This window comes from Bergeyella porcorum, assembly GCF_042427575.1.
Taxonomy (GTDB): Bacteria; Bacteroidota; Bacteroidia; order Flavobacteriales; family Weeksellaceae; genus Bergeyella; species Bergeyella porcorum.
This window is the reverse complement of record NZ_JBHMFD010000013.1, coordinates 235,725-254,030: the sequence shown is the minus strand read 5'-3', so window position 1 is coordinate 254,030 and position 18,306 is coordinate 235,725. Positions and strand designations below refer to the sequence as shown.

Genomic DNA, 18,306 nt, shown 5'->3' with positions numbered 1-18,306 from the left:
AAATTATGCGAAAATTATCTTTTTTAATTGGTTTAGCCGCTACTTTAACGGCTACTAGTTGTGCAACTATCATTTCTGGAAGCAAACAAAAAGTAAGCTTTACAAGTACTCCTAGTGAAGCTACCGTTTTTATTGACGAAGTAGAAGTTGGAAAAACACCTTTTGAAACCAAACTCAACAGAAATAGAGAATACGCAGTTACAATAAAACTAGACGGATACCAGCCTTATGAAACGAAATTAACCAAAAAGTTTAACGCTTGGTATTTAGGGAATCTCGTATTTGGAGGAATTGTAGGGCTTATCATCGACCCAATTACGGGAGCAATGTACCAGCTTAGTCCTAAAGAGCTGAATGCACAATTAGAACAAGGTACTGCTTTCAAAACAAATAATAACGGAGTTTACATTGCCGTTTCCCTGAAAGTAGATAACAATTGGAAAAAAGTGGGACAATTGGAGAAATTGTAAACCACTAGCATACACTTAAACAACCATTCCAAAGGAAAGAAATCTAGTGTTTCTTTCCTTTTTCTATCAAAAAAGCCCAAAGTAATTTTTACTTTGAGCTTTTTAAATTTAGAGTTAAAAGGCGTTATGCCAATACTTCTTTCACTTTATTAGCAGCTTCTTCCAAAGTAATTGCAGAGTGGATAGGAAGTCCAGCCTCATCAATTAACTTTTTAGCTTCTTCAGCATTAGTTCCTTGCAATCTTACGATAAGCGGTACTGGGAATTCCCCTACAGCTTTGTAAGCATCTACTACCCCTTGTGCTACTCTATCACATCTTACAATACCTCCAAAGATATTGATGAGGATAGCTCTTACATTAGCATCTTTCAAGATAATATCAAACGCTGTTTTTACTCTTGCCGCATCTGCAGTACCACCCACATCTAGGAAGTTAGCAGGGTTACCACCAGAAAGCTTAATGATGTCCATTGTAGCCATTGCAAGACCAGCACCATTCACCATACACGCTACATCACCATCTAGTTTTACGAAGTTAAGCCCCGCTTCACCAGCTTCCACATCCATTGGGTCTTCTTCTCTTTTATCTCTTAGTTCAGCAAGGTCTTTGTGACGGAAAAGAGAGTTATCATCCAAAGTTACCTTAGCATCTACAGCGATGATTTTATCATCAGAGGTTTTCAATACAGGGTTGATTTCAAAAAGAGAAGCATCAATTCCTACATAAGCATTGTAAAGATTAGTAATGAATTTAGTAAACTCTTTGAAAGCATTACCAGATAAACCAAGGTTGAAAGCAATTTTTCTAGCTTGGAAACCTTGCAATCCCAAAGCTGGGTCTATGGTTTCTTTATGGATGAGGTGTGGTGTTTCTTCCGCCACTTGCTCTATATCCATACCTCCCTCGGTAGAGTAAACCACAGTGTTTTTACCTTGTGCTCTATCCAAAAGAATAGAAACATAAAACTCTTTAGTTTCGCTCTCACCTGGGTAGTAAACATCTTCCGCTATCAAAACAGAATTTACCAATTTACCTTCTGCAGAAGTCTGTGGCGTTACCAAACGCATTCCAATGATATTCTGTGCGTTTTCTTTCAGTTTGTCTAAGTTTGGAGAAAACTTAACACCTCCTCCTTTACCACGCCCACCAGCGTGTACCTGAGCTTTTACCACCCAGCCTTCGGCTCCTGTCATTTCTTTCAGTTTTCCAGCAGCCTCTACAGCTTCGTCCACATTGTTGGCAACGAAACCACGCTGAATAGCAACTCCATACTTCGCTAAAATCTCTTTAGATTGATACTCGTGAAGATTCATAATATTTTAATTGTTTTTAATTAATTTTAAAGTTCCACAAATTTAAGAAAAAGATAGAAAACCAAAGTGATTATCCGAGTTTTTTTTCTGAAAAAATAAAATATGGTCTAATTTCCTTGGTTTGCCATTATGCCATTCCTTTTTTTGTGGGCAATGATTTTAGGGATAATTTAAAACTTCTGCTTTGCAAAATAGACAATAAGCATCCCCCAAGAAACAAGCATCAGCATTCCCCCAATAGGCGTAATAGGGCCTAAAAACTTTAGACTAACGCCCCAGTGGTCTTGGAAAGATAAAAAGTATATACTTGCAGAAAATAGCAATGTTCCCAAAATCATCAACCACGAAATCCATTTTTCAGTTCCTGTTTCAAACTTGAAAATCCAACCTACAACTAGGAGAAATAACGCAGAATACATCTGATAACGCACGCCTACTTCAAAACTTTCTAAGCGTTCCACAGAAAGAATTTTCTTAAAAGCGTGAGCCCCGAATGCCCCTAGTACCACAGAAGCAAATCCGTACAACGCTCCAATCACTAATACTAAATTTTTCATTTTATAAAATAATCTAAAATAATTCTACCAATTAATGTAAGAACGCCCACCAAAATTAAAACATCTGCGACTTTCTTAGCCGACTGAAATCTTGGGTCACTACTTCTTTTAATAACAATACCAAGGTAAATAAACACCAATGGTAAGGCGTATTGTATCAGCTGAAAAATCATAAACTTAGGATTTTCTCAGTCTTTCCAATTCGCTCATCACTTCGTGGTGACTTACGGTCTTATCTTTGAAATAATTCACAAAGTATTGCTTCTCGTCTTCCGTTGCCTTCATCTGATTAAGGATATTGAACAGATGCATTTTCATATGCCCTTTTTGGATGCCTGTAGTAACCAAAGACCTTAGTGCTGCAAAGTTTTGAGCTAAGCCAGAAACCGCCAAAATGCTCATCAGTTCTTGTGCAGAAGGTTTCCCTAAAAGAGCCAACGAAAACTTCACCAGAGGATGAAGATTGGTAAGCCCACCTACTACTCCTACAGAAATAGGCAAGTCTATCCAAAAACGGAAGATTCCATTTTCTATGGTACAATGGGTTAAGCTTTTATATCTACCATCCTTTGCTGCATAAGCGTGAGCACAAGCCTCTGTGGCACGGAAATCATTCCCCGTAGCAATCACCACGGCATCTACGCCGTTCATTATGCCCTTGTTGTGGGTAGTAGCACGGTAAGGCTCTATCTCCGCAATGGTAACGGCTTGTTTAAACTTCCAAGCAAACTCCTCATTTGAAATGCCACTATCATCATTCAAATCATCTATTTTGCAAGAAACCTCCGCCCTTACGATACAATCTGGAGTGAAATTGGAAAGGATATTCATCACCACTTGCAAAGAATCTTTCTCCTCTTGCGTGAAACTTTCTTCTTTCTGTACTTCCTCTTTCAAAGTCTTGCCAAACTGCTCCAAACAGGAGTTGATAAAGTTGGCACCCATAGAATCTTTGGTGTCAAAGCTGGCTTTTAGCTGATAGTAGTGAGGTAGCTCCGCCGTTTTATCTATCAATTCGATATTGAGGATACCACCACCTCTTTTTCTCATATTGGTGGTAATCTCTTCGGTAGCTTCAAAGAGTTTTTTCTTCAAACTAAAATTGAAGAAATGCAATATTTTATGACTTTCAGCCTTGAAAATAAGATGCGTGTGCCCGAGTTTTTCGGTATTGATGATGGTGGTTTTAAAGCCCCCTTTGTCGAGCCAAAATTTAGCCGCCTTAGATGCTGCTGCTACTACAGAACTCTCTTCTACCGCCATAGGCAGGGCGAGGAGCTTTCCATCAATTAAAAAATTAGGAGCAATTCCATACGGCATATAAAAATTGGAGATGGTATTTTCAGAAAACTCTTCGTGTAGTTTTTGGAGCTCTGCATTATCATTCCAATATTGTTTCAAAACGGTTTCATAGGTTTGGTCACCATCAAGATATTCATTGATAATCCAATCTATTTTTCCTTGCTTGGTAAGCTTGGAAAATCCTTCTACGGGTTGATGCTTCATTGCTAATTTTTTTGGTGATGTAAAGGTAAGCATTTTTAGCGATAGATTTTCATTTTATACCAAAACAGCGACCGATATATACCGACCGCTGGTTTAGTTTAGGAATACTTTCCTTATTTTTATTATCCGTTACAAGAAATACTCCACGCCGTTTTTAAATACATTGTGGTAGTTGGCAGATGGGATATTTTTCATCAAGCCCTCAGCAAAGCGTTCTGGATGTCCCATTCTTCCGAAAATCTTACCGCAAGGGCTAGTAATACCTTCTATTCCGAAGAGGGAATTATTAGGATTATAAGGCATTCCGTGAGCAATATTCCCTTCCAAATCTACATATTGCGTTGCGATTTGTCCGTTTTTATACAACTCGGCAATCACCTCCTCCGATGCCATAAAACGCCCTTCGCCGTGCGAAATTGGAATGGTATAGATTTCATCTTTCATCCCTTTCAGCCACGGGCTTTCATCGTTGATAACTTTCACATTCACCATCTGAGAAATATGTCTTCCGATAGCATTGTGAGCCAAAGTAGGCGAATTAGCATCTAAATCTCTAATCTGTCCATAAGGCAACAAGCCCGATTTTACCAAAGCTTGGAAGCCATTACAAATCCCGATAATCAGGCCATCGCGTTCCAAAAGTCTATGCACAGCGTTTCTCATTGTTTCATTTTTCAGAACATTTACGATGAATTTTGCGGAACCATCTGGCTCATCTCCCGCTGAAAATCCTCCTGAAAATACTAAAATCTGAGCTTGGTCTATTTCCTTTGCCCACGCTTCAATGCTTTGTTGCAAGGCATCATTACTTAGATTAATGAGCGGACGCATCGCCACCTCTGCCTCTTCTTTTCGGAAGGCGTTTAGGGTTTCGTACTCGCAGTTAGTCCCTGGGAATACAGGCGTGAATACTTTCGGTTTAGCGATATGATGTTTTTTGATGATGATATTTCTCGGTTGGATAGAGTTTAAACTCTCATCGATATTCACCTCAATTTTTTCCTTCTCTACCGTTGGGAACAATTTATCAAAAGGCTCTGTGTAAGCTTTAAGCAGTAGGCTGTGTGCTATACGCTTTCCATTGATAACTAAATCACTTTCTTGCTTTACAACTCCGATGTTCGTGAGCAACTCGTGAGACAATTCTTCTTTTGCTTCAATAATGAGAGAACCAATATTTTTACTCAATAATAATTCTTCCGCTACTGAAACCTCTGCTCCAAGAGCGTTTCCAAACGCCATCTTCGCCAATGCCACAGCTACACCACCTTCTTTGATGGTTTTCACGGAAACAATTTTCTTCGCTTTGATATTCTCGTAAATGAAGTCAAAAACCTTTTTTAAATTCTCGTAGTTGGGTAGTCCATTTTCTTGCGGTTGATGATTGAAGAAATACAACTGATGCCCAGCCTTTTTAAACTCTGGCGAAATGATATTTTTCTTCTCGCCATTAGCACACGCAAAGGATATCAAAGTAGGTGGTACATTGATGTCTTGGTAAGTTCCACTCATAGAGTCTTTACCGCCAATGGCTGCCAGTCCGAAATTCATCTGAGCATCATAAGCACCTAACAATGAAGCCAAAGGCTTGCCCCATTTCTCTGGATTTTGTCCTAATTTCTCAAAATATTCTTGGAAACTCAAACGGATTTTTTGATAATCGCCACCCATTGCCACAATTTTCGCAACGCTTTCTACCACCGCATTGGCTGCACCTAGCATTGAATTTTGCTTGGATAATTCCGCATCAAAGCCCCAACTTGCCAGAGATACCGTTTCTATATCTTTAGCCCCCAAAATAGGCAAAGTCTGCACACTGCCTTCCATTGGTGTCAACTGATGTTTTCCTCCCAATGGCAACGCTACCGTAGTGGCTCCCACCGTGGAATCAAACATTTCTAATAATCCTTTTTGTGAAGCTACATTTTTATCACTTAATATTTTAAGGAAATTCTCTTCATTAAAGGCGATAGTTTCATCTTTTACCTCTTGTAAGTGTGATACTTTTGCATTTTGAGATTTAGAACAGCCATTCGTATCCAAAAATGCTCGGCTTAAATCTACAATTTTGTTACCTTTCCAGAACATCTGCATTCTTCCACTATCGGTTACTTTCGCCACCTCCACAGCACGGATATTTTCAGCTTCGCAGAATTGGATAAATTTCTCTTTATCCCTAGCATCTATCACTACTGCCATTCTTTCCTGAGATTCAGAAATGGCAAGTTCTGTCCCATTGAGCCCCTCGTATTTCAAAGGCAACACATCAAGATTGATTTCCAAACTTTCGGCAATCTCACCAATCGCTACAGAAACGCCACCTGCCCCAAAATCATTAGATTTTTTAATCAACTTTGTTACTTCTGGATTTCTAAACAATCGCTGAATTTTGCGTTCTTCCACAGCATTTCCTTTCTGAACTTCGGTAGAAAGGGTATGGATAGAGGTTTCATCTTGCTCCTTAGAGCTTCCCGTAGCACCTCCCACGCCATCGCGACCTGTAGCACCACCGAGAATAATCACAGAATCTCCCTCCTGAGGTTTTTCCCTTTTCACCCAATCTACAGGAACGGCTCCTACCACAAAGCCCACTTCCATTCTCTTTGCCTTATAATCTTCATCATAAATCTCTGACACTTGTGTAGTTGCCAACCCGATTTGGTTACCATAAGAGGAATAGCCGTTTGCTGCTTGTTTGGTGATGGTTCTCTGTGGTAGTTTCCCTGGCAGTGTATTTTCAATCGGTTCTAAAACATCGGCAGCACCACTCAAACGCATCGCCTGATACACAAACGAACGCCCTGATAATGGGTCTCTAATCGCACCTCCAAGACAAGTAGATGCCCCTCCGAATGGTTCAATTTCGGTTGGGTGATTGTGGGTTTCGTTTTTAAAGAGTAGATACCAAGGCTCTTTTTTACCATCAAATTCAGCCTCTATCTCTATGGTACAAGCATTGATTTCATCAGAAACCACCAAATTTTCCAGCTTGCCTGTTTTATGGAAATATCTGGCACAAACGGTTGCCAAATCCATCAAGGAAATAGGTTTATGCTCTCTGCCGAGGAATTTTCTTTTTTCCAAATAATCAGCAAAAATCTTTTCTAATGTTGCCTTAAACTGCCCTTCAAATTTGATATCCGTGAGTTCGGTTTCAAAAGTGGTATGACGGCAGTGGTCGCTCCAATAAGTGTCCAAAACTTTGAGTTCAGTCTCGGTAGGATTGCGATTTTCGGATTTAAAATATTCTTGAATATACGCCAAATCATCTAAACCAAAGGCAAAACCGTGTGTGTTGTAAAATTGTTCTAATTGCTCGGAATTAAACGAATTAAAATCTGTATAAATAGGCACATCTTTTGGCGTTTCTTCGGCTGGAATTTCTAATTTTGATAAATCTTTTTCTTGGCTTTCCACCTTATTGATAAGCAAATCTTTGATTTTAACTAAATCCGTTTCGGAAACGCCTTCTATTTCTATGAGTTTTCCGCTTCGCACTTTGGCATCGTCATTTTTTGTGAGAAGTGCAATACATTGCTGTGCAGAATCGGCTCTTTGGTCGTACTGCCCAGGGAGAAACTCGGTGGCGAAATGCAAATTTTTCGCTGGATTGCTATGGTATAAAATATCCACCACAGGGTCTGCAAAGGTATTGCCTACCACCTTGCTAAATTCCTCTTCTGACAGGCCAAAGACATCATAAACATTATAAACCTTCACCGATTTTACACTCGGCACTACGCTTTTGATTTCCTCAAAAACCTTGGAACTTTCTACATCAAAAATTCCTTTCTTTTCTGTGTATATTCTTTTTTTCATTTTTACTATTTATAAGGTACTTTTAGAATTCTGATTGATATTATCTTGTAAAATCATAGAAACATTTTCTAAATATCTTTTTCCAAAATCATCTGGCACTTCTATTAATTTTATACCTGCAATTTCACAAGCAAGTCTCTTCCTCCTATCTCTTTCTAAGTAATTTTGTTGTTTATAATGTCCTTTACCTTGATATTCTACTACTATTATAGGAAATCCTCTTGGATCAACTATCACAAAATCTGCTCTGAGAAATTTTATATCACGATCTGCTTGTTTTATAAAACAATCCAATACAATTTGAGGAAAAACTCTAAATTTAGATTTATTTAAAGGAATACTATCTATTAATTCTTGCAATTCACAATAAACTCGAAATTCTCCCTTATTCATTATAGGCATTGTATCATATTCTCTCTTTAAAATTTCTGATACTTTTTCAGAATTTACATATTTATAATGCCCTTTCTTAAAAGAAATATTTTCTTTTTGAGTGATTTTACTTTTGAAATAAAAAATCAATATTATTACTACAATTCCCAATAAAATATATTCCATATAATGCCAGTTTCATTTTAACTCCTCACAAATTTCCCTACGCTTTCCAAAAGTTGCGGCTTATCCTCCAAAGCGATTTTGGCTACGCTGTAAAAATCGCGTACCCATTTTTCAAGGGCGGCAAAGGCTTGATTTTTATCTTTGGTGGCTTGTTGGCTCTCGCCTTTTTCTGTGGAGTATTGGGCATAGAGGTGTTTGGTTTCGGTGAGCTTGGTAAGCTGTGCGGAGATGTCCTCTGGGGTGATTTTCATTTTCTGCACGGCGGTTTTGTAGGTAGAATCTTTGTCTAACTCGGTGTAGAGGACTTCTATTTCCTCCAAAAGGGTGAGCACACGCGTTGCTATGGTACCCTTTACAGCCAAGATTTTGAGCGTAGCAGGTTCTTCTTTGAAAACTATTTTCACCTTTTTTCTGTGAGATTTATATACCTCTACCAGCTCCCCAAAGGATTTCCCAAACTTATCATACGCCTGAATTTCTTCTTTGGTTTCTTTTTGATTGGCTTGTTGCTGGGCTTTTGCCGTCTCAAAAAGTGCCTTTCCTTCTGCTACCTTATCGGTATCATAGGTGTATTCTGCCAATTCTTGAGCTATTTCTGTTCGGCTTTCCAATGTCTCAAACAGACTCTGTGCTGAATGTAGTAATTTTTCTTCGCTGTAATATTTCATAATATTCAATTTTTGATAAGTTTTTATATTTTTTATTATTAAAATCCTACGCCTGCAAGTCAAATTCTATACCTGCTACATCAAATCGCATTCCTGCACGATAGATTTGCATTCCTGCACCCCAAAATCGTATTCCTGCAACCCTGATTTCTATTCCTGCTAGGCAAAATTGCATTCCTGCAAGGGGGAATTGGGTGTCTGCTGGGGGAAATTTGATTTTACGGGATGAAGATAGGGGATTTTGTTGGATTACATAAAAAATAAGGCATAAATAAAAATATACCTTATTTATAATATCTAATTAATAACTGTATCTAACAGGATTTGCCTCTCCTTTTTTTCTTTGGAATTGTTCAGGCAAGCGTTTGTTTAGATACATTTCTTCAATCTCTTTTTCTGCTTCTTCCCCAACAAACCCCCATCTTTTATTAGTATGATTCGTAAATTCTGGAAAATATTGTTTCCTTGCCAAATGCCATTCAACAGGCTTGAACACTCCAACAATAATTCCTTTCTCCATAGCCAAAACATATTCTGCCTGTTTTGCTTTTTCTCCGTTCATTTTCCAAGCAAATCTAACACTATCATATATACTCCTTTGTGCTTCTGCCATAGTTCTGTTGATATTAATCATAACAACTTTATGCTTAATATCTGCGATTTCTGCCTGATATTTTTTTTACAACTTCATAAGCATGCATTACTCCACATTCATTACTTCCGTGTCCATTTGCAACATTTGTTAAACTTGGATAAGCATCTATTAATGCCGCCTCTACTTGTAGTGCTGTTTCCTCATCTAAACCATGCCTATGGATAATATGCAAAACTTCCAATCCTGAATTTTTAATTTTCTTAATCTTTTCATATTTCAAATCAAATTCATCTTCACTCTCTTCCTTTATCAATTTTTCAGTATTTTTCAAATGCTCAAAGACCCTATTACCTTTACCTTTTCCAACATAAAAAGTTTCGCCATTTCTTGGGTCAATCAAACGATAAACATAATAATTTAATCCTTTAATAACTTCTGGGGAGAAGCTGTCTATTTTGAAATTGTTCATAATGATAATATATTTATTAGTTAATCTTAAATAAAAACTTCTGTGCCTTTTGTGGTTTTATGTTTTACACCTTCAACTCCGCTTCCAGACCCAATTCATTGCTATATTTAGAAATAATGGGTTGGGCTTCGTTTTGGATAAAGTCTTCTGTTTGCTTTGGTGCAAAGCCTACAAAGTTTTTCGGGTCAAGAACTTCGGCGAGTTTGGATTTGTCTAATTTTAGAGAATTATCGTTCATAATACGCTCTATGAGGTCGTTTTCCTTGCCTTCCATTTTCACTTTTTTGCTGGCTTCCATAGAATGCACACGGATAATTTCGTGGATTTCTTGTCGGTCACCCCCTGCTTTCACTTCTTCCATAATGATGTATTCGGTTGCCATAAATGGTAGTTCGTCCATTATATGCTTGTTGATACGGTTTTCATACACCACCAATCCGTTCATTATATTATTCCAAATCAAGAGGATAGCATCTACGGCAAGGAACGCCTGTGGAATGGTCAATCGCTTATTAGCAGAGTCGTCCAGCGTTCTTTCAAACCACTGGGTAGCGGCTACCATTGCAGAACTTGACGAAAGCGACATCACATATTTTGCCAACGCCCCTATTCTCTCGGAACGCATTGGGTTTCTTTTATAAGCCATTGCTGATGAGCCAATTTGGTCTTTCTCAAACGGTTCTTCTATTTCTTTTAGGTTTTGTAGAAGTCTTAAATCATTGGTAAATTTATGAGCCGACTGAGCAATGTTGGACAATAAAGAAACCACTTTTGCATCTATTTTTCTATCGTAAGTTTGCCCAGAAACGCCGAAAACTTTGTCAAAGCCAAAGCGTTTAGAAAGCTCTTTGTCTAAGGTCTTTACTTTATCATAATCGCCATTGAATAATTCTAAGAAACTTGCCGCTGTTCCCGTAGTACCTTTCACGCCACGGAATCTGAGGGTTTCTAGGAAAAACTCTAATTCTTCAAAATCCAAAATCAGAGATTGAAGCCAAAGTGTTGCTCTCTTGCCCACGGTGGTCAATTGTGCTGGTTGGAAATGAGTAAAACCTAGCGTAGGCATATCTTTGTATTTCAGTGCGAAATCTGATAACCCTTTGATGACATTCACCATTTTTTTTCTTAAAATCAATAGACCATCACGCATCTGGATGAGGTCTGTATTATCGCCCACAAAAGCGGAAGTTGCCCCCAAGTGGATAATGGGTCTTGCCAAAGGTGCTACATCACCGTATGTATGCACGTGAGCCATTACATCGTGGCGGAAGCGTTTTTCGTATTCGGCAGCTTTTTGGTAATCGATATTGGTAGCGTTGTCTTTCAGTTGCTGAATTTGCTCATCAGAAATATCCAATCCTAAATCTTTTTCAATCTCTGCCAATGCAATCCAAAGTTTTCTCCAATTTTGGAACTTGTTATCGTGTGAGAAATTAAACAACATTTCTGTGCTGGAATAGCGTTCTTCTAAAGGGTTTTTGTAGGTATTCATTGTTACTTTTTTATATTAAATTGAAATCCCACGAAATTAAGAATTTTTAAAGAAGAAACGAAATAAAAACTGAGTATTTTTCAGGAAAATATATGACAAAAAAAATTGCCTCTGAAAATCATTACACTAAACTCTGGCTCGATTTTTGAGCCGTATTTGGCTTATCAATTAAAAAAGTTATGAAAATAAAAACCGTACTTATCACATCTGTGGGAGCAGCTACTGTGGCTACTACTGCCCATTCTTGTTTGGCTTTGGCAACTTCTAGCGTAGGACTTGCCGTGATTAAAACCATTCTTCTAGGAGGAATTAAGAAAGGGTTAGCAACATTCAAAGATCCTAATGCCTTCCTAGAAAATAATCTGATAGACCAAGCAATGCCTCAGCAATTAAGAAATATTACTAATGTTTTAGAAAAAGTGGCTCCTAATGTTGTTCAGAAGCAAAGAACTTATCTAGCTCAGGCGGCTGCCTACACAGCAAATGTCTCTGAACCTATCCTTACCAATGCCGTGAACGGACTTACTGCTGAGGATATTACTAGAATTTCTAATGGAGGGTCTGGGGTTGCTACTCAGATTTTAAAGGAGAAAACCGAGCAGCAACTTATTGCAACTATTGCTCCAAGGGTAGAACAAGAACTCAATAAAAATGGAATCACTAAAACCATCAATACCGCTTTGCAAGGCAATAACCTTTTAGGTGGAATATTGGGTGGTAACAATACTAGTAGCCAAAATGTTTCTCCTACGGGGCTTAGCCAAATGCTATCAGGATTTTTGGTGGATGGATTATTTAATCTTGTAGAAGATTATGAGAAGCAAAATCAATCTCAAATCATCAATGCGATAAAGAAATAGTTTTAGAAGTGCTATCTTTGCAAACTTTTTAATCTTAAAAATAAAATTGATGGTATTAGATAATAATAAAAATCCCGAAGAATTTTATAAAAATCTAAAGAAGCAATTGGATGAAAACCACGAGTTTCCAGAGGATTATTTGTTTAAATTCATCTTTCCTAATGACAATTCTAAGCTTACAGACCTTTATCAGATTTTTGATAAAACCCAATACACCATCTCTACGCGAGAAAGTAAAAATGGGAAATATATTTCTGCAAGTATTTTAGTCTTTGTGTTAGATGCCAATCACGTGATACAGCTCTATCAAGAGGTGGCAAAGATAGAAGGCGTCATTATGCTATAATCCAAATAAAACCGACTGCACATTGTACAGTCGGTTTTTTATAGTTTAGGATTGTCTTGTAGATTAGTTGGCAACTTCGGCACGCATTTCCTTTCCTTTAAATTTCATTGAACCAAGGTTATTCAGAATCTCTTGTTTGAATTCTTTTTCTACTTCGAAGAAAGAAAATTTATCCAAAATCTCAATATCACCTATGTCTGGTCGTTTTTTAGATTTCTTAGTCGCCTTGTTGATGATGTCTAGCATATCCACTTTCTTCAGCTGATCTCTTTTCCCAAGATTGAAGAAAAAACGGGTCATATTAGCATTTCTTTTTTTCGGTTTGCCACCGCGGTCGCGTTTATCTCTATCGCCTCGTCTTCTTTCTCTTCTACTAGATGAAGCATCGCTTTCGTCAGACAGTTTTTCATTTTTCAAATCGCGTTTGTCCTTGTAGTAGAGCGATAAGTCTCTTAGCTGTAATTGTAATAACTGATGTACCAATTCTTCTTTGGTGAAAGAGGATAAGTCTGGTATCAGAGCATCATCAAAGGTGAAAAACTCTTCGTGCTCGGTAAACAATCTTTCAAAAACGCCTTCCACTTGAGCTTTGATAATCTCCTCACCTGTAGGGATTTGCTTTTCTTGGATTTCTATTTTCGTTACCGATTTGATTTGTTTCAGTTTACGCGTTTCCTCTGGTTTTATCAATGCCATAGAGATACCGTCTTTCCCTGCACGCCCTGTTCTTCCACTTCTATGGACAAACACTTCGGGGTCGTCAGGAAGAGAATAATGGATAACGTGGGTAAGAGAATTAACATCCAAACCTCTTGCTGCCACATCAGTTGCTACTAGGATATCGATATTTTTCAGTCGGAATTTTTTCATTACCGTATCTCTCTGAGCCTGAGATAAATCTCCGTGAAGAGCATCGGCAGCGTAGCCATTCTGCATTAGGAAGTCTGCCACCTCTTGCGTTTCCATTCTGGTTCTACAGAAGATGATAGAATATTGGTTAGGATTGGCGTCGATTAATCGTTTCAATGCTTCTTTCTTCTGTCTATAGCCTACCACATAAAACTCGTGTGAAATATTTTTCTTCACCTCATTGATAGAGCCTACCGATATACGGTGCGGATTGGTAAGATAGTTTCTAGAGATTCTCTCCACCTCTTTATTCATCGTTGCAGAGAATAGAAGGGTTTGTTTGGTTTCTGGAGTTTCGCTGATGATGGTTTCCAAATCATCTTTGAAGCCCATAGAAAGCATCTCATCGGCTTCGTCTAAAACCAACCAAGAGATTTCTGAAAAGTCTAACGCTTTTCTATTGATAAGGTCTATCACACGCCCTGGAGTTCCCACGATGATTTGTGGTTTTCCCTTCAGGGAGCGGATTTGTTCCGTAATACTACTTCCCCCATACACCGCAGTGGTTTTAATGTTCGGAAGGTATTTGGTATAGTTCTTAATGTCTTTGGTAATCTGCAAACAAAGTTCTCTTGTAGGGCACAGCACCAATAATTGGATTTTGCGACTCCCGTCGTCAATCATATCCAAAATCGGAAGCGAAAATGCTGCTGTTTTGCCTGTTCCTGTCTGCGCAAGTGCGATGAGATCGCGAATATCTGATGAGATGAAAGGAATAGTCTGTTTTTGGATTTCTGTAGGGCTTACATAGCCCAATTCGCCAACTGCCTTCAAGATTTCAGGACTTAGGTTGGTCTCCGTAAATAAATTCATTTAAATGATCGTCTATAATTCGGTGGCAAAGGTACGATTTTATTTTGATAATTCCGTATTTTAATATTAAGATAGAAATTTTAAAGTTTTGATTTTAATTTTTTAATGCCCAAGACTTCAATATTACCCTCCTATTTCCTCATCAGAATCGCATCCATAGAAGATAGGTTTTCTTCTTTTTTATTCCATCGGTATTGGTGTGTCCAATAGGCTATTTTCATAGAAAGGATTCCCAGACCTGCTCCGAAAATCACATCACTCCAAGTATGCTTCTGATGCACGACTCTAGAAACGCCTACCGCCGTTGCCGTACCATAAGCCACATAAGGCACCCAACGATACCTAGAACCGTATTCCACCGCCAGCATTGTAGCACCTGCAAAGGCATTGGTGGTATGCCCAGAAGGAAAACCATATTGATTACTCCCATCAGGGCGAGGTTTTTGGAAAAGGTATTTAAACCCCGTTACCGATGCCAAAGCAATAATTTCCCCTTTGACCATAATGGCAGAGCGGTTCCAAAAATCGGTTTTAGGTTGCATCCCTGCCCAATCAAAGGCGTAAACAGCGGCGTGTGGAGCCAATTGCCCGTAGTCTTCCCAATAGTTGCCAACGGCTAAAAAGTTTTGATTTTCCTTAACCTCAAAATTTCTCTTTTCTGATACCGCTATCCCCGCTCCCGTTGCCATTAATGCTATAGGAGCTGCCAACTGACGGTACTGAAACCGATATTCCCCTCTTTTAATGGAAAGAGAATCCTGCTGCTGGGCATTGAACATTCCCCCTACCAAAAGTAGCCCATATAATCTTTTCATCTTGGTATCAATTGTCTATTTGAAGGGCTAATTCTTCCCATTGCTGCATTGTTTCCTCCAGTTCTTTTTTGGCAGTTTCATATTTTTCCAATTCTTCTGCGGTGGGATTGGTCTTACTGAAATAGGTTTCTAGCTGCTCTATCTCGGTTTCGTATTCTGCAATTTTTTCTTCTATTTTTTTCAATTTGCTTTGCAGTTGTTTTTGCTCTTTGCTAATGAACTGATTGCCTGTAGAAGATGGTGTATTTTCTGGTTTGGTTTCTACAATTTCTGGTTTAAAATCCTGCTTCTTTTCGTCCAACTTTGATTTTTCCATTGAAATTTCTCGGATGCTTTCCTTCTGTCGGTATTCCAAATATTCATCAATATTCCCAAGAAACTCTTTCATTCTTCCATCTCTAAATTCAAAGATTTTATCTGCTAAACCTTGTAAAAATTCTCTATCGTGAGAAATTACAATGAGTGTACCTTCGTATTTCTGCAATGCCAGCTTGATGATTTCCTTAGACTGAATATCCAAGTGGTTGGTAGGTTCGTCCATTATCAATACATTGAAAGGGCGAAGGAGAAGTTTACATAGTGCCAATCGGTTTCGTTCTCCTCCAGAAAGCACCTGTGTTTTTTTCTGCACATCTTCCCCCGAAAACAAGAAGTTTCCTAGAAGGTCTCTCACCCTTGGTCTGGTTTCTTCTGTAGCAGCGTCTTCTGCTTCTTGTAGTACGGTTTTCCCTGGCGTGAGCACTTCTTCTTGGTTCTGAGCAAAATAGCCTATATTCACATTATGCCCCAGATTCCAAGTCCCTGTATAATCTTTAATTTGCCCTGTAAGAATCTTCGCCAATGTGGTTTTTCCTTGCCCATTTTGCCCCAAAAGAGCGATACGGTCGCCTCGTTCTACAAAGAAATCTACTTCATCAAAGATTTGTTTATCCCCATAAGCTTTTCCGAGTTTTTCTGCTTCAAAAATCACTTTTCCTGGTACCACACTCTGCACAAAGCGAATGTTAAACTTGGAAACATCCTCGTTATCAATCTCTATTCTTTCAATTTTTTCCAATTTTTTGATGAGAGATTGAGCAAATGAAGCTTTGGTAGCGGAGGCACGGAAACGGTTGATATTATCTTCCATCTGTTTGATTTCCGCATCTTGATTTTTCTTTGCCTGCTCCAGCTTCTCACGGCGTTCTTTTCTTAGCTCAAGATATTTGGTGTAATTGGCTTTATAGTCGTCTATTTTCTTATTATTCACATCAAAGGTTCGATTGCATACAGAGGTCATAAACTGCTTATCGTGCGATACTAAAACGATGGCTCCGTTATAATCTTTAAGGAAGTTTTCCAGCCACATAATACTTTCCATATCGAGATGGTTGGTAGGCTCATCTAGGAGCATTAAATCGTTATTTTGCAACAATAACTTGGCGAGTTCTATTCTCATACGCCACCCGCCAGAAAACTCATCGGTAAGGCGGTCAAAATCTGAAGCTTTGAAGCCCAATCCTAAAAGTACTTTTTCCATATCGCCTTCTAGGTTGTAAGCATCGTGATGATGGAGGAGGTCGTTCAGGTCGGTCATTCTATGGATAAGATTGCTATAATCATCACTCTCATAGTCGGTTCTGGTTGCCAACTGATGATTAACCTCTTCCAACTCGTTTTTCCATTGGTTGATTTGCTCAAAGGCTTGCTTGGTTTCTTCCCAAACGGTTCTTCCTTTTACAAATTCCAAATCTTGTTTCAGAAATCCGATGGTAATATTTCCTTCGGGTACCACATTGCCTTCAAAGAAATTGATTTCCCCCGATAGGATTTTGAGCAAAGTAGATTTTCCTGCTCCATTTTTCCCCACCAAACCGATTTTATCATCTCTTTTAATGGTAAAATTAACATCTCTAAAAAGATAATTTCCAGCGTGATGAAGCCCCAAACCTTGTACTGATAGCATAGCAATTGTTTATAAGAATTTTAAGGCACAAAAGTAAGGAAAGTGATTAATAAATGAAAGGATAAAGACAAAAGACCGTATCATTATCCATTTTTAAAATAAAACATAATAATGCAATAATTTAAGATTATGCATAGAAACAAAAACTACCCAATATATCTTGGGCAGTTTTCATTGTTATTCTATCTATTTGAAATATATTCACTCAACTCTCTCTTATAGCTATCAAAGCTAAAGGCATCATATACCCGATAAAAGTTAGTTTTATCTACACATTGAGGATAAAGCTGTTTTGCCATTTTCAGTTTATTTTCATCAAAACTGTATTTTTTCAGCAGGTTATAAATTTGCTCTGAGGTAAAACGGGTAGTCCTTAGCTGTTGATGGATGAATCGGCTCCTACCTTCATCAAAACTGGCATTTCTGTCCAATGCATCTAGAAAATCAGCAAACTGTCTTGGGCTCATCACATTGGTATTAGCATAAGGATTATTCCAAATATCATCCCACTCGCTAAAGTCATAGGTTTCTCCCTGAATTGGATAAGCATCTAAAAGATACAACCCTTCGTAAGTAAAGAAATCCAAAATTAATCTGGTATTATTCCTTATTGGCAAATGGGTTCGGTATAGCAAAAATCCATTTTCATAAATTGAAATAGGCGTATTGCCTGCATTAAGATCAAAAAATCTAAACTTTCCCGTTGTGTTACTGATCACCTGATTGCCTACCTCAACAGTGAAATATCCTCGCTCTGGAATTCTTAGAAAAACCTCTGCGTTTCCAAAATTTTGACGCCATTGATAGTCTTTCGTTTGATATTTCCTTGTATTTCCATTGCGATTGGTGGCATTATCAGAAGTCCTTCTTTGTGTTTTACTTTCTACTATCTCCTTTTTTTCCGTTTGCATTTCGGTTTTGGTGGCTTCATTTTTTAGCAATTCTCCCGTACTTCCAGCTTTCTGAGCAAACAATATTGCAGAAAAAGCCATCGCAGACATAATAAAGATTTTTTTCATTGTATAGCTTTTTAATGTTTATAAAACACATTCTATAAGTGTGCCAAAATAGTATTTCTATACTTTCCCCAAAGTGCGTAAAGTGCAAAATGTGATCTTTGATTTATTAACCATATAATTAAGAGCCTATTCAAGTTTTATTGAATAAAA

The 18,306-nt window shown here is 38.1% G+C and carries 18 protein-coding genes; 3 read left to right on the top strand and 15 right to left on the bottom strand.

Annotated features, from left to right (window positions below):
- The first annotated feature begins 5 nt into the window (after positions 1-5).
- Positions 6-470, top strand: coding sequence for a PEGA domain-containing protein (locus tag ACFFUE_RS09255; protein ID WP_376834687.1), 465 nt, complete (start codon positions 6-8; stop codon positions 468-470).
- 124 nt (positions 471-594) lie between these two features.
- Here the strand turns inward: ACFFUE_RS09255 and sucC are convergent, their stop codons facing one another.
- From sucC to purB, 11 genes are all read right to left on the bottom strand, one after another.
- Complete coding sequence (gene sucC, locus ACFFUE_RS09250; RefSeq protein WP_376834685.1) at positions 595-1,785, bottom strand: ADP-forming succinate--CoA ligase subunit beta; 1,191 nt, start codon at positions 1,783-1,785, stop codon at positions 595-597.
- Positions 1,786-1,955: 170 nt separating this feature from the next.
- Positions 1,956-2,342: a DUF423 domain-containing protein gene (locus ACFFUE_RS09245; protein ID WP_327984909.1), complete on the bottom strand. Its 387-nt coding sequence runs from the start codon at positions 2,340-2,342 to the stop codon at positions 1,956-1,958.
- Positions 2,339-2,515, bottom strand: a complete 177-nt coding sequence (locus tag ACFFUE_RS09240; RefSeq protein ID WP_327984910.1) for a hypothetical protein — start codon at positions 2,513-2,515, stop codon at positions 2,339-2,341. The genes ACFFUE_RS09245 and ACFFUE_RS09240 overlap by 4 nt, the downstream gene beginning before the upstream one ends.
- 4 nt (positions 2,516-2,519) lie before the next feature.
- Positions 2,520-3,848, bottom strand: coding sequence for a hydroxymethylglutaryl-CoA reductase, degradative (locus tag ACFFUE_RS09235; protein ID WP_376834818.1), 1,329 nt, complete (start codon positions 3,846-3,848; stop codon positions 2,520-2,522).
- A 129-nt stretch (positions 3,849-3,977) separates the two neighbouring features.
- Complete coding sequence (locus tag ACFFUE_RS09230) at positions 3,978-7,667, bottom strand: phosphoribosylformylglycinamidine synthase (RefSeq protein WP_376834683.1); 3,690 nt, start codon at positions 7,665-7,667, stop codon at positions 3,978-3,980.
- 9 nt (positions 7,668-7,676) lie between these two features.
- Positions 7,677-8,225 carry a DUF2726 domain-containing protein gene (locus ACFFUE_RS09225; protein ID WP_376834681.1) on the bottom strand — a complete coding sequence of 183 codons (549 nt, stop codon included), beginning with the start codon at positions 8,223-8,225 and terminating at the stop codon, positions 7,677-7,679.
- Between the two features lie 17 nt (positions 8,226-8,242).
- Complete coding sequence (locus ACFFUE_RS09220) at positions 8,243-8,893, bottom strand: PQLLE family protein (protein ID WP_376834679.1); 651 nt, start codon at positions 8,891-8,893, stop codon at positions 8,243-8,245.
- Positions 8,894-8,939: 46 nt separating this feature from the next.
- The gene (locus ACFFUE_RS09215; protein ID WP_376834677.1) at positions 8,940-9,068 is read right to left on the bottom strand and encodes a hypothetical protein; all 129 of its coding nucleotides are present in this window, start codon (positions 9,066-9,068) and stop codon (positions 8,940-8,942) included.
- 126 nt (positions 9,069-9,194) lie between these two features.
- Complete coding sequence (locus ACFFUE_RS09210) at positions 9,195-9,506, bottom strand: hypothetical protein (protein WP_376834675.1); 312 nt, start codon at positions 9,504-9,506, stop codon at positions 9,195-9,197.
- Between the two features lie 34 nt (positions 9,507-9,540).
- The gene (locus ACFFUE_RS09205; protein WP_376834673.1) at positions 9,541-9,957 is read right to left on the bottom strand and encodes an LEM-3-like GIY-YIG domain-containing protein; all 417 of its coding nucleotides are present in this window, start codon (positions 9,955-9,957) and stop codon (positions 9,541-9,543) included.
- Positions 9,958-10,021: 64 nt separating this feature from the next.
- Entirely contained in the window at positions 10,022-11,449 is a 1,428-nt protein-coding gene (gene purB / locus ACFFUE_RS09200) for an adenylosuccinate lyase (RefSeq protein ID WP_376834670.1), read from the bottom strand.
- A 179-nt stretch (positions 11,450-11,628) separates the two neighbouring features.
- Between purB and ACFFUE_RS09195 the strand changes: the two genes are divergently transcribed.
- Positions 11,629-12,309, top strand: coding sequence for a DUF4197 family protein (locus ACFFUE_RS09195; RefSeq protein WP_376834668.1), 681 nt, complete (start codon positions 11,629-11,631; stop codon positions 12,307-12,309).
- 49 nt (positions 12,310-12,358) lie between these two features.
- Entirely contained in the window at positions 12,359-12,655 is a 297-nt protein-coding gene (locus ACFFUE_RS09190) for a DUF493 domain-containing protein (protein WP_376834666.1), read from the top strand.
- A 63-nt stretch (positions 12,656-12,718) separates the two neighbouring features.
- On the opposite strand, the gene ACFFUE_RS09185 is transcribed toward ACFFUE_RS09190, so the two are convergent.
- The 4 genes from ACFFUE_RS09185 to ACFFUE_RS09170 form a co-directional block, all read right to left on the bottom strand.
- Positions 12,719-14,377 (bottom strand): DEAD/DEAH box helicase, encoded by a 1,659-nt coding sequence (locus ACFFUE_RS09185; protein ID WP_327984914.1) that lies wholly within the window; start codon positions 14,375-14,377, stop codon positions 12,719-12,721.
- 131 nt (positions 14,378-14,508) lie between these two features.
- Complete coding sequence (locus tag ACFFUE_RS09180) at positions 14,509-15,192, bottom strand: phosphatase PAP2 family protein (protein WP_376834664.1); 684 nt, start codon at positions 15,190-15,192, stop codon at positions 14,509-14,511.
- A 7-nt stretch (positions 15,193-15,199) separates the two neighbouring features.
- Complete coding sequence (locus ACFFUE_RS09175; protein ID WP_376834662.1) at positions 15,200-17,137, bottom strand: ABC-F family ATP-binding cassette domain-containing protein; 1,938 nt, start codon at positions 17,135-17,137, stop codon at positions 15,200-15,202.
- A gap of 182 nt (positions 17,138-17,319) precedes the next feature.
- Complete coding sequence (locus tag ACFFUE_RS09170; RefSeq protein WP_376834660.1) at positions 17,320-18,156, bottom strand: proline and serine-rich protein 1 family protein; 837 nt, start codon at positions 18,154-18,156, stop codon at positions 17,320-17,322.
- Positions 18,157-18,306: the final 150 nt, after the last annotated feature.

Excerpts from the sequence above, each read along its gene's own strand:
- ACFFUE_RS09255 (WP_376834687.1), top strand. The coding sequence starts at position 6 with ATGCGAAAATTATCTTTTTTAATTGGTTTAGCCGCTACTTTAACGGCT.
- sucC (WP_376834685.1), bottom strand. The coding sequence starts at position 1,785 with ATGAATCTTCACGAGTATCAATCTAAAGAGATTTTAGCGAAGTATGGA.
- ACFFUE_RS09245 (WP_327984909.1), bottom strand. The coding sequence starts at position 2,342 with ATGAAAAATTTAGTATTAGTGATTGGAGCGTTGTACGGATTTGCTTCT.
- ACFFUE_RS09240 (WP_327984910.1), bottom strand. The coding sequence starts at position 2,515 with ATGATTTTTCAGCTGATACAATACGCCTTACCATTGGTGTTTATTTAC.
- ACFFUE_RS09235 (WP_376834818.1), bottom strand. The coding sequence starts at position 3,848 with ATGAAGCATCAACCCGTAGAAGGATTTTCCAAGCTTACCAAGCAAGGA.
- ACFFUE_RS09230 (WP_376834683.1), bottom strand. The coding sequence starts at position 7,667 with ATGAAAAAAAGAATATACACAGAAAAGAAAGGAATTTTTGATGTAGAA.
- ACFFUE_RS09225 (WP_376834681.1), bottom strand. The coding sequence starts at position 8,225 with ATGGAATATATTTTATTGGGAATTGTAGTAATAATATTGATTTTTTAT.
- ACFFUE_RS09220 (WP_376834679.1), bottom strand. The coding sequence starts at position 8,893 with ATGAAATATTACAGCGAAGAAAAATTACTACATTCAGCACAGAGTCTG.
- ACFFUE_RS09215 (WP_376834677.1), bottom strand. The coding sequence starts at position 9,068 with ATGCAATTTTGCCTAGCAGGAATAGAAATCAGGGTTGCAGGAATACGA.
- ACFFUE_RS09210 (WP_376834675.1), bottom strand. The coding sequence starts at position 9,506 with ATGGCAGAAGCACAAAGGAGTATATATGATAGTGTTAGATTTGCTTGG.
- ACFFUE_RS09205 (WP_376834673.1), bottom strand. The coding sequence starts at position 9,957 with ATGAACAATTTCAAAATAGACAGCTTCTCCCCAGAAGTTATTAAAGGA.
- purB (WP_376834670.1), bottom strand. The coding sequence starts at position 11,449 with ATGAATACCTACAAAAACCCTTTAGAAGAACGCTATTCCAGCACAGAA.
- ACFFUE_RS09195 (WP_376834668.1), top strand. The coding sequence starts at position 11,629 with ATGAAAATAAAAACCGTACTTATCACATCTGTGGGAGCAGCTACTGTG.
- ACFFUE_RS09190 (WP_376834666.1), top strand. The coding sequence starts at position 12,359 with ATGGTATTAGATAATAATAAAAATCCCGAAGAATTTTATAAAAATCTA.
- ACFFUE_RS09185 (WP_327984914.1), bottom strand. The coding sequence starts at position 14,377 with ATGAATTTATTTACGGAGACCAACCTAAGTCCTGAAATCTTGAAGGCA.
- ACFFUE_RS09180 (WP_376834664.1), bottom strand. The coding sequence starts at position 15,192 with ATGAAAAGATTATATGGGCTACTTTTGGTAGGGGGAATGTTCAATGCC.
- ACFFUE_RS09175 (WP_376834662.1), bottom strand. The coding sequence starts at position 17,137 with ATGCTATCAGTACAAGGTTTGGGGCTTCATCACGCTGGAAATTATCTT.
- ACFFUE_RS09170 (WP_376834660.1), bottom strand. The coding sequence starts at position 18,156 with ATGAAAAAAATCTTTATTATGTCTGCGATGGCTTTTTCTGCAATATTG.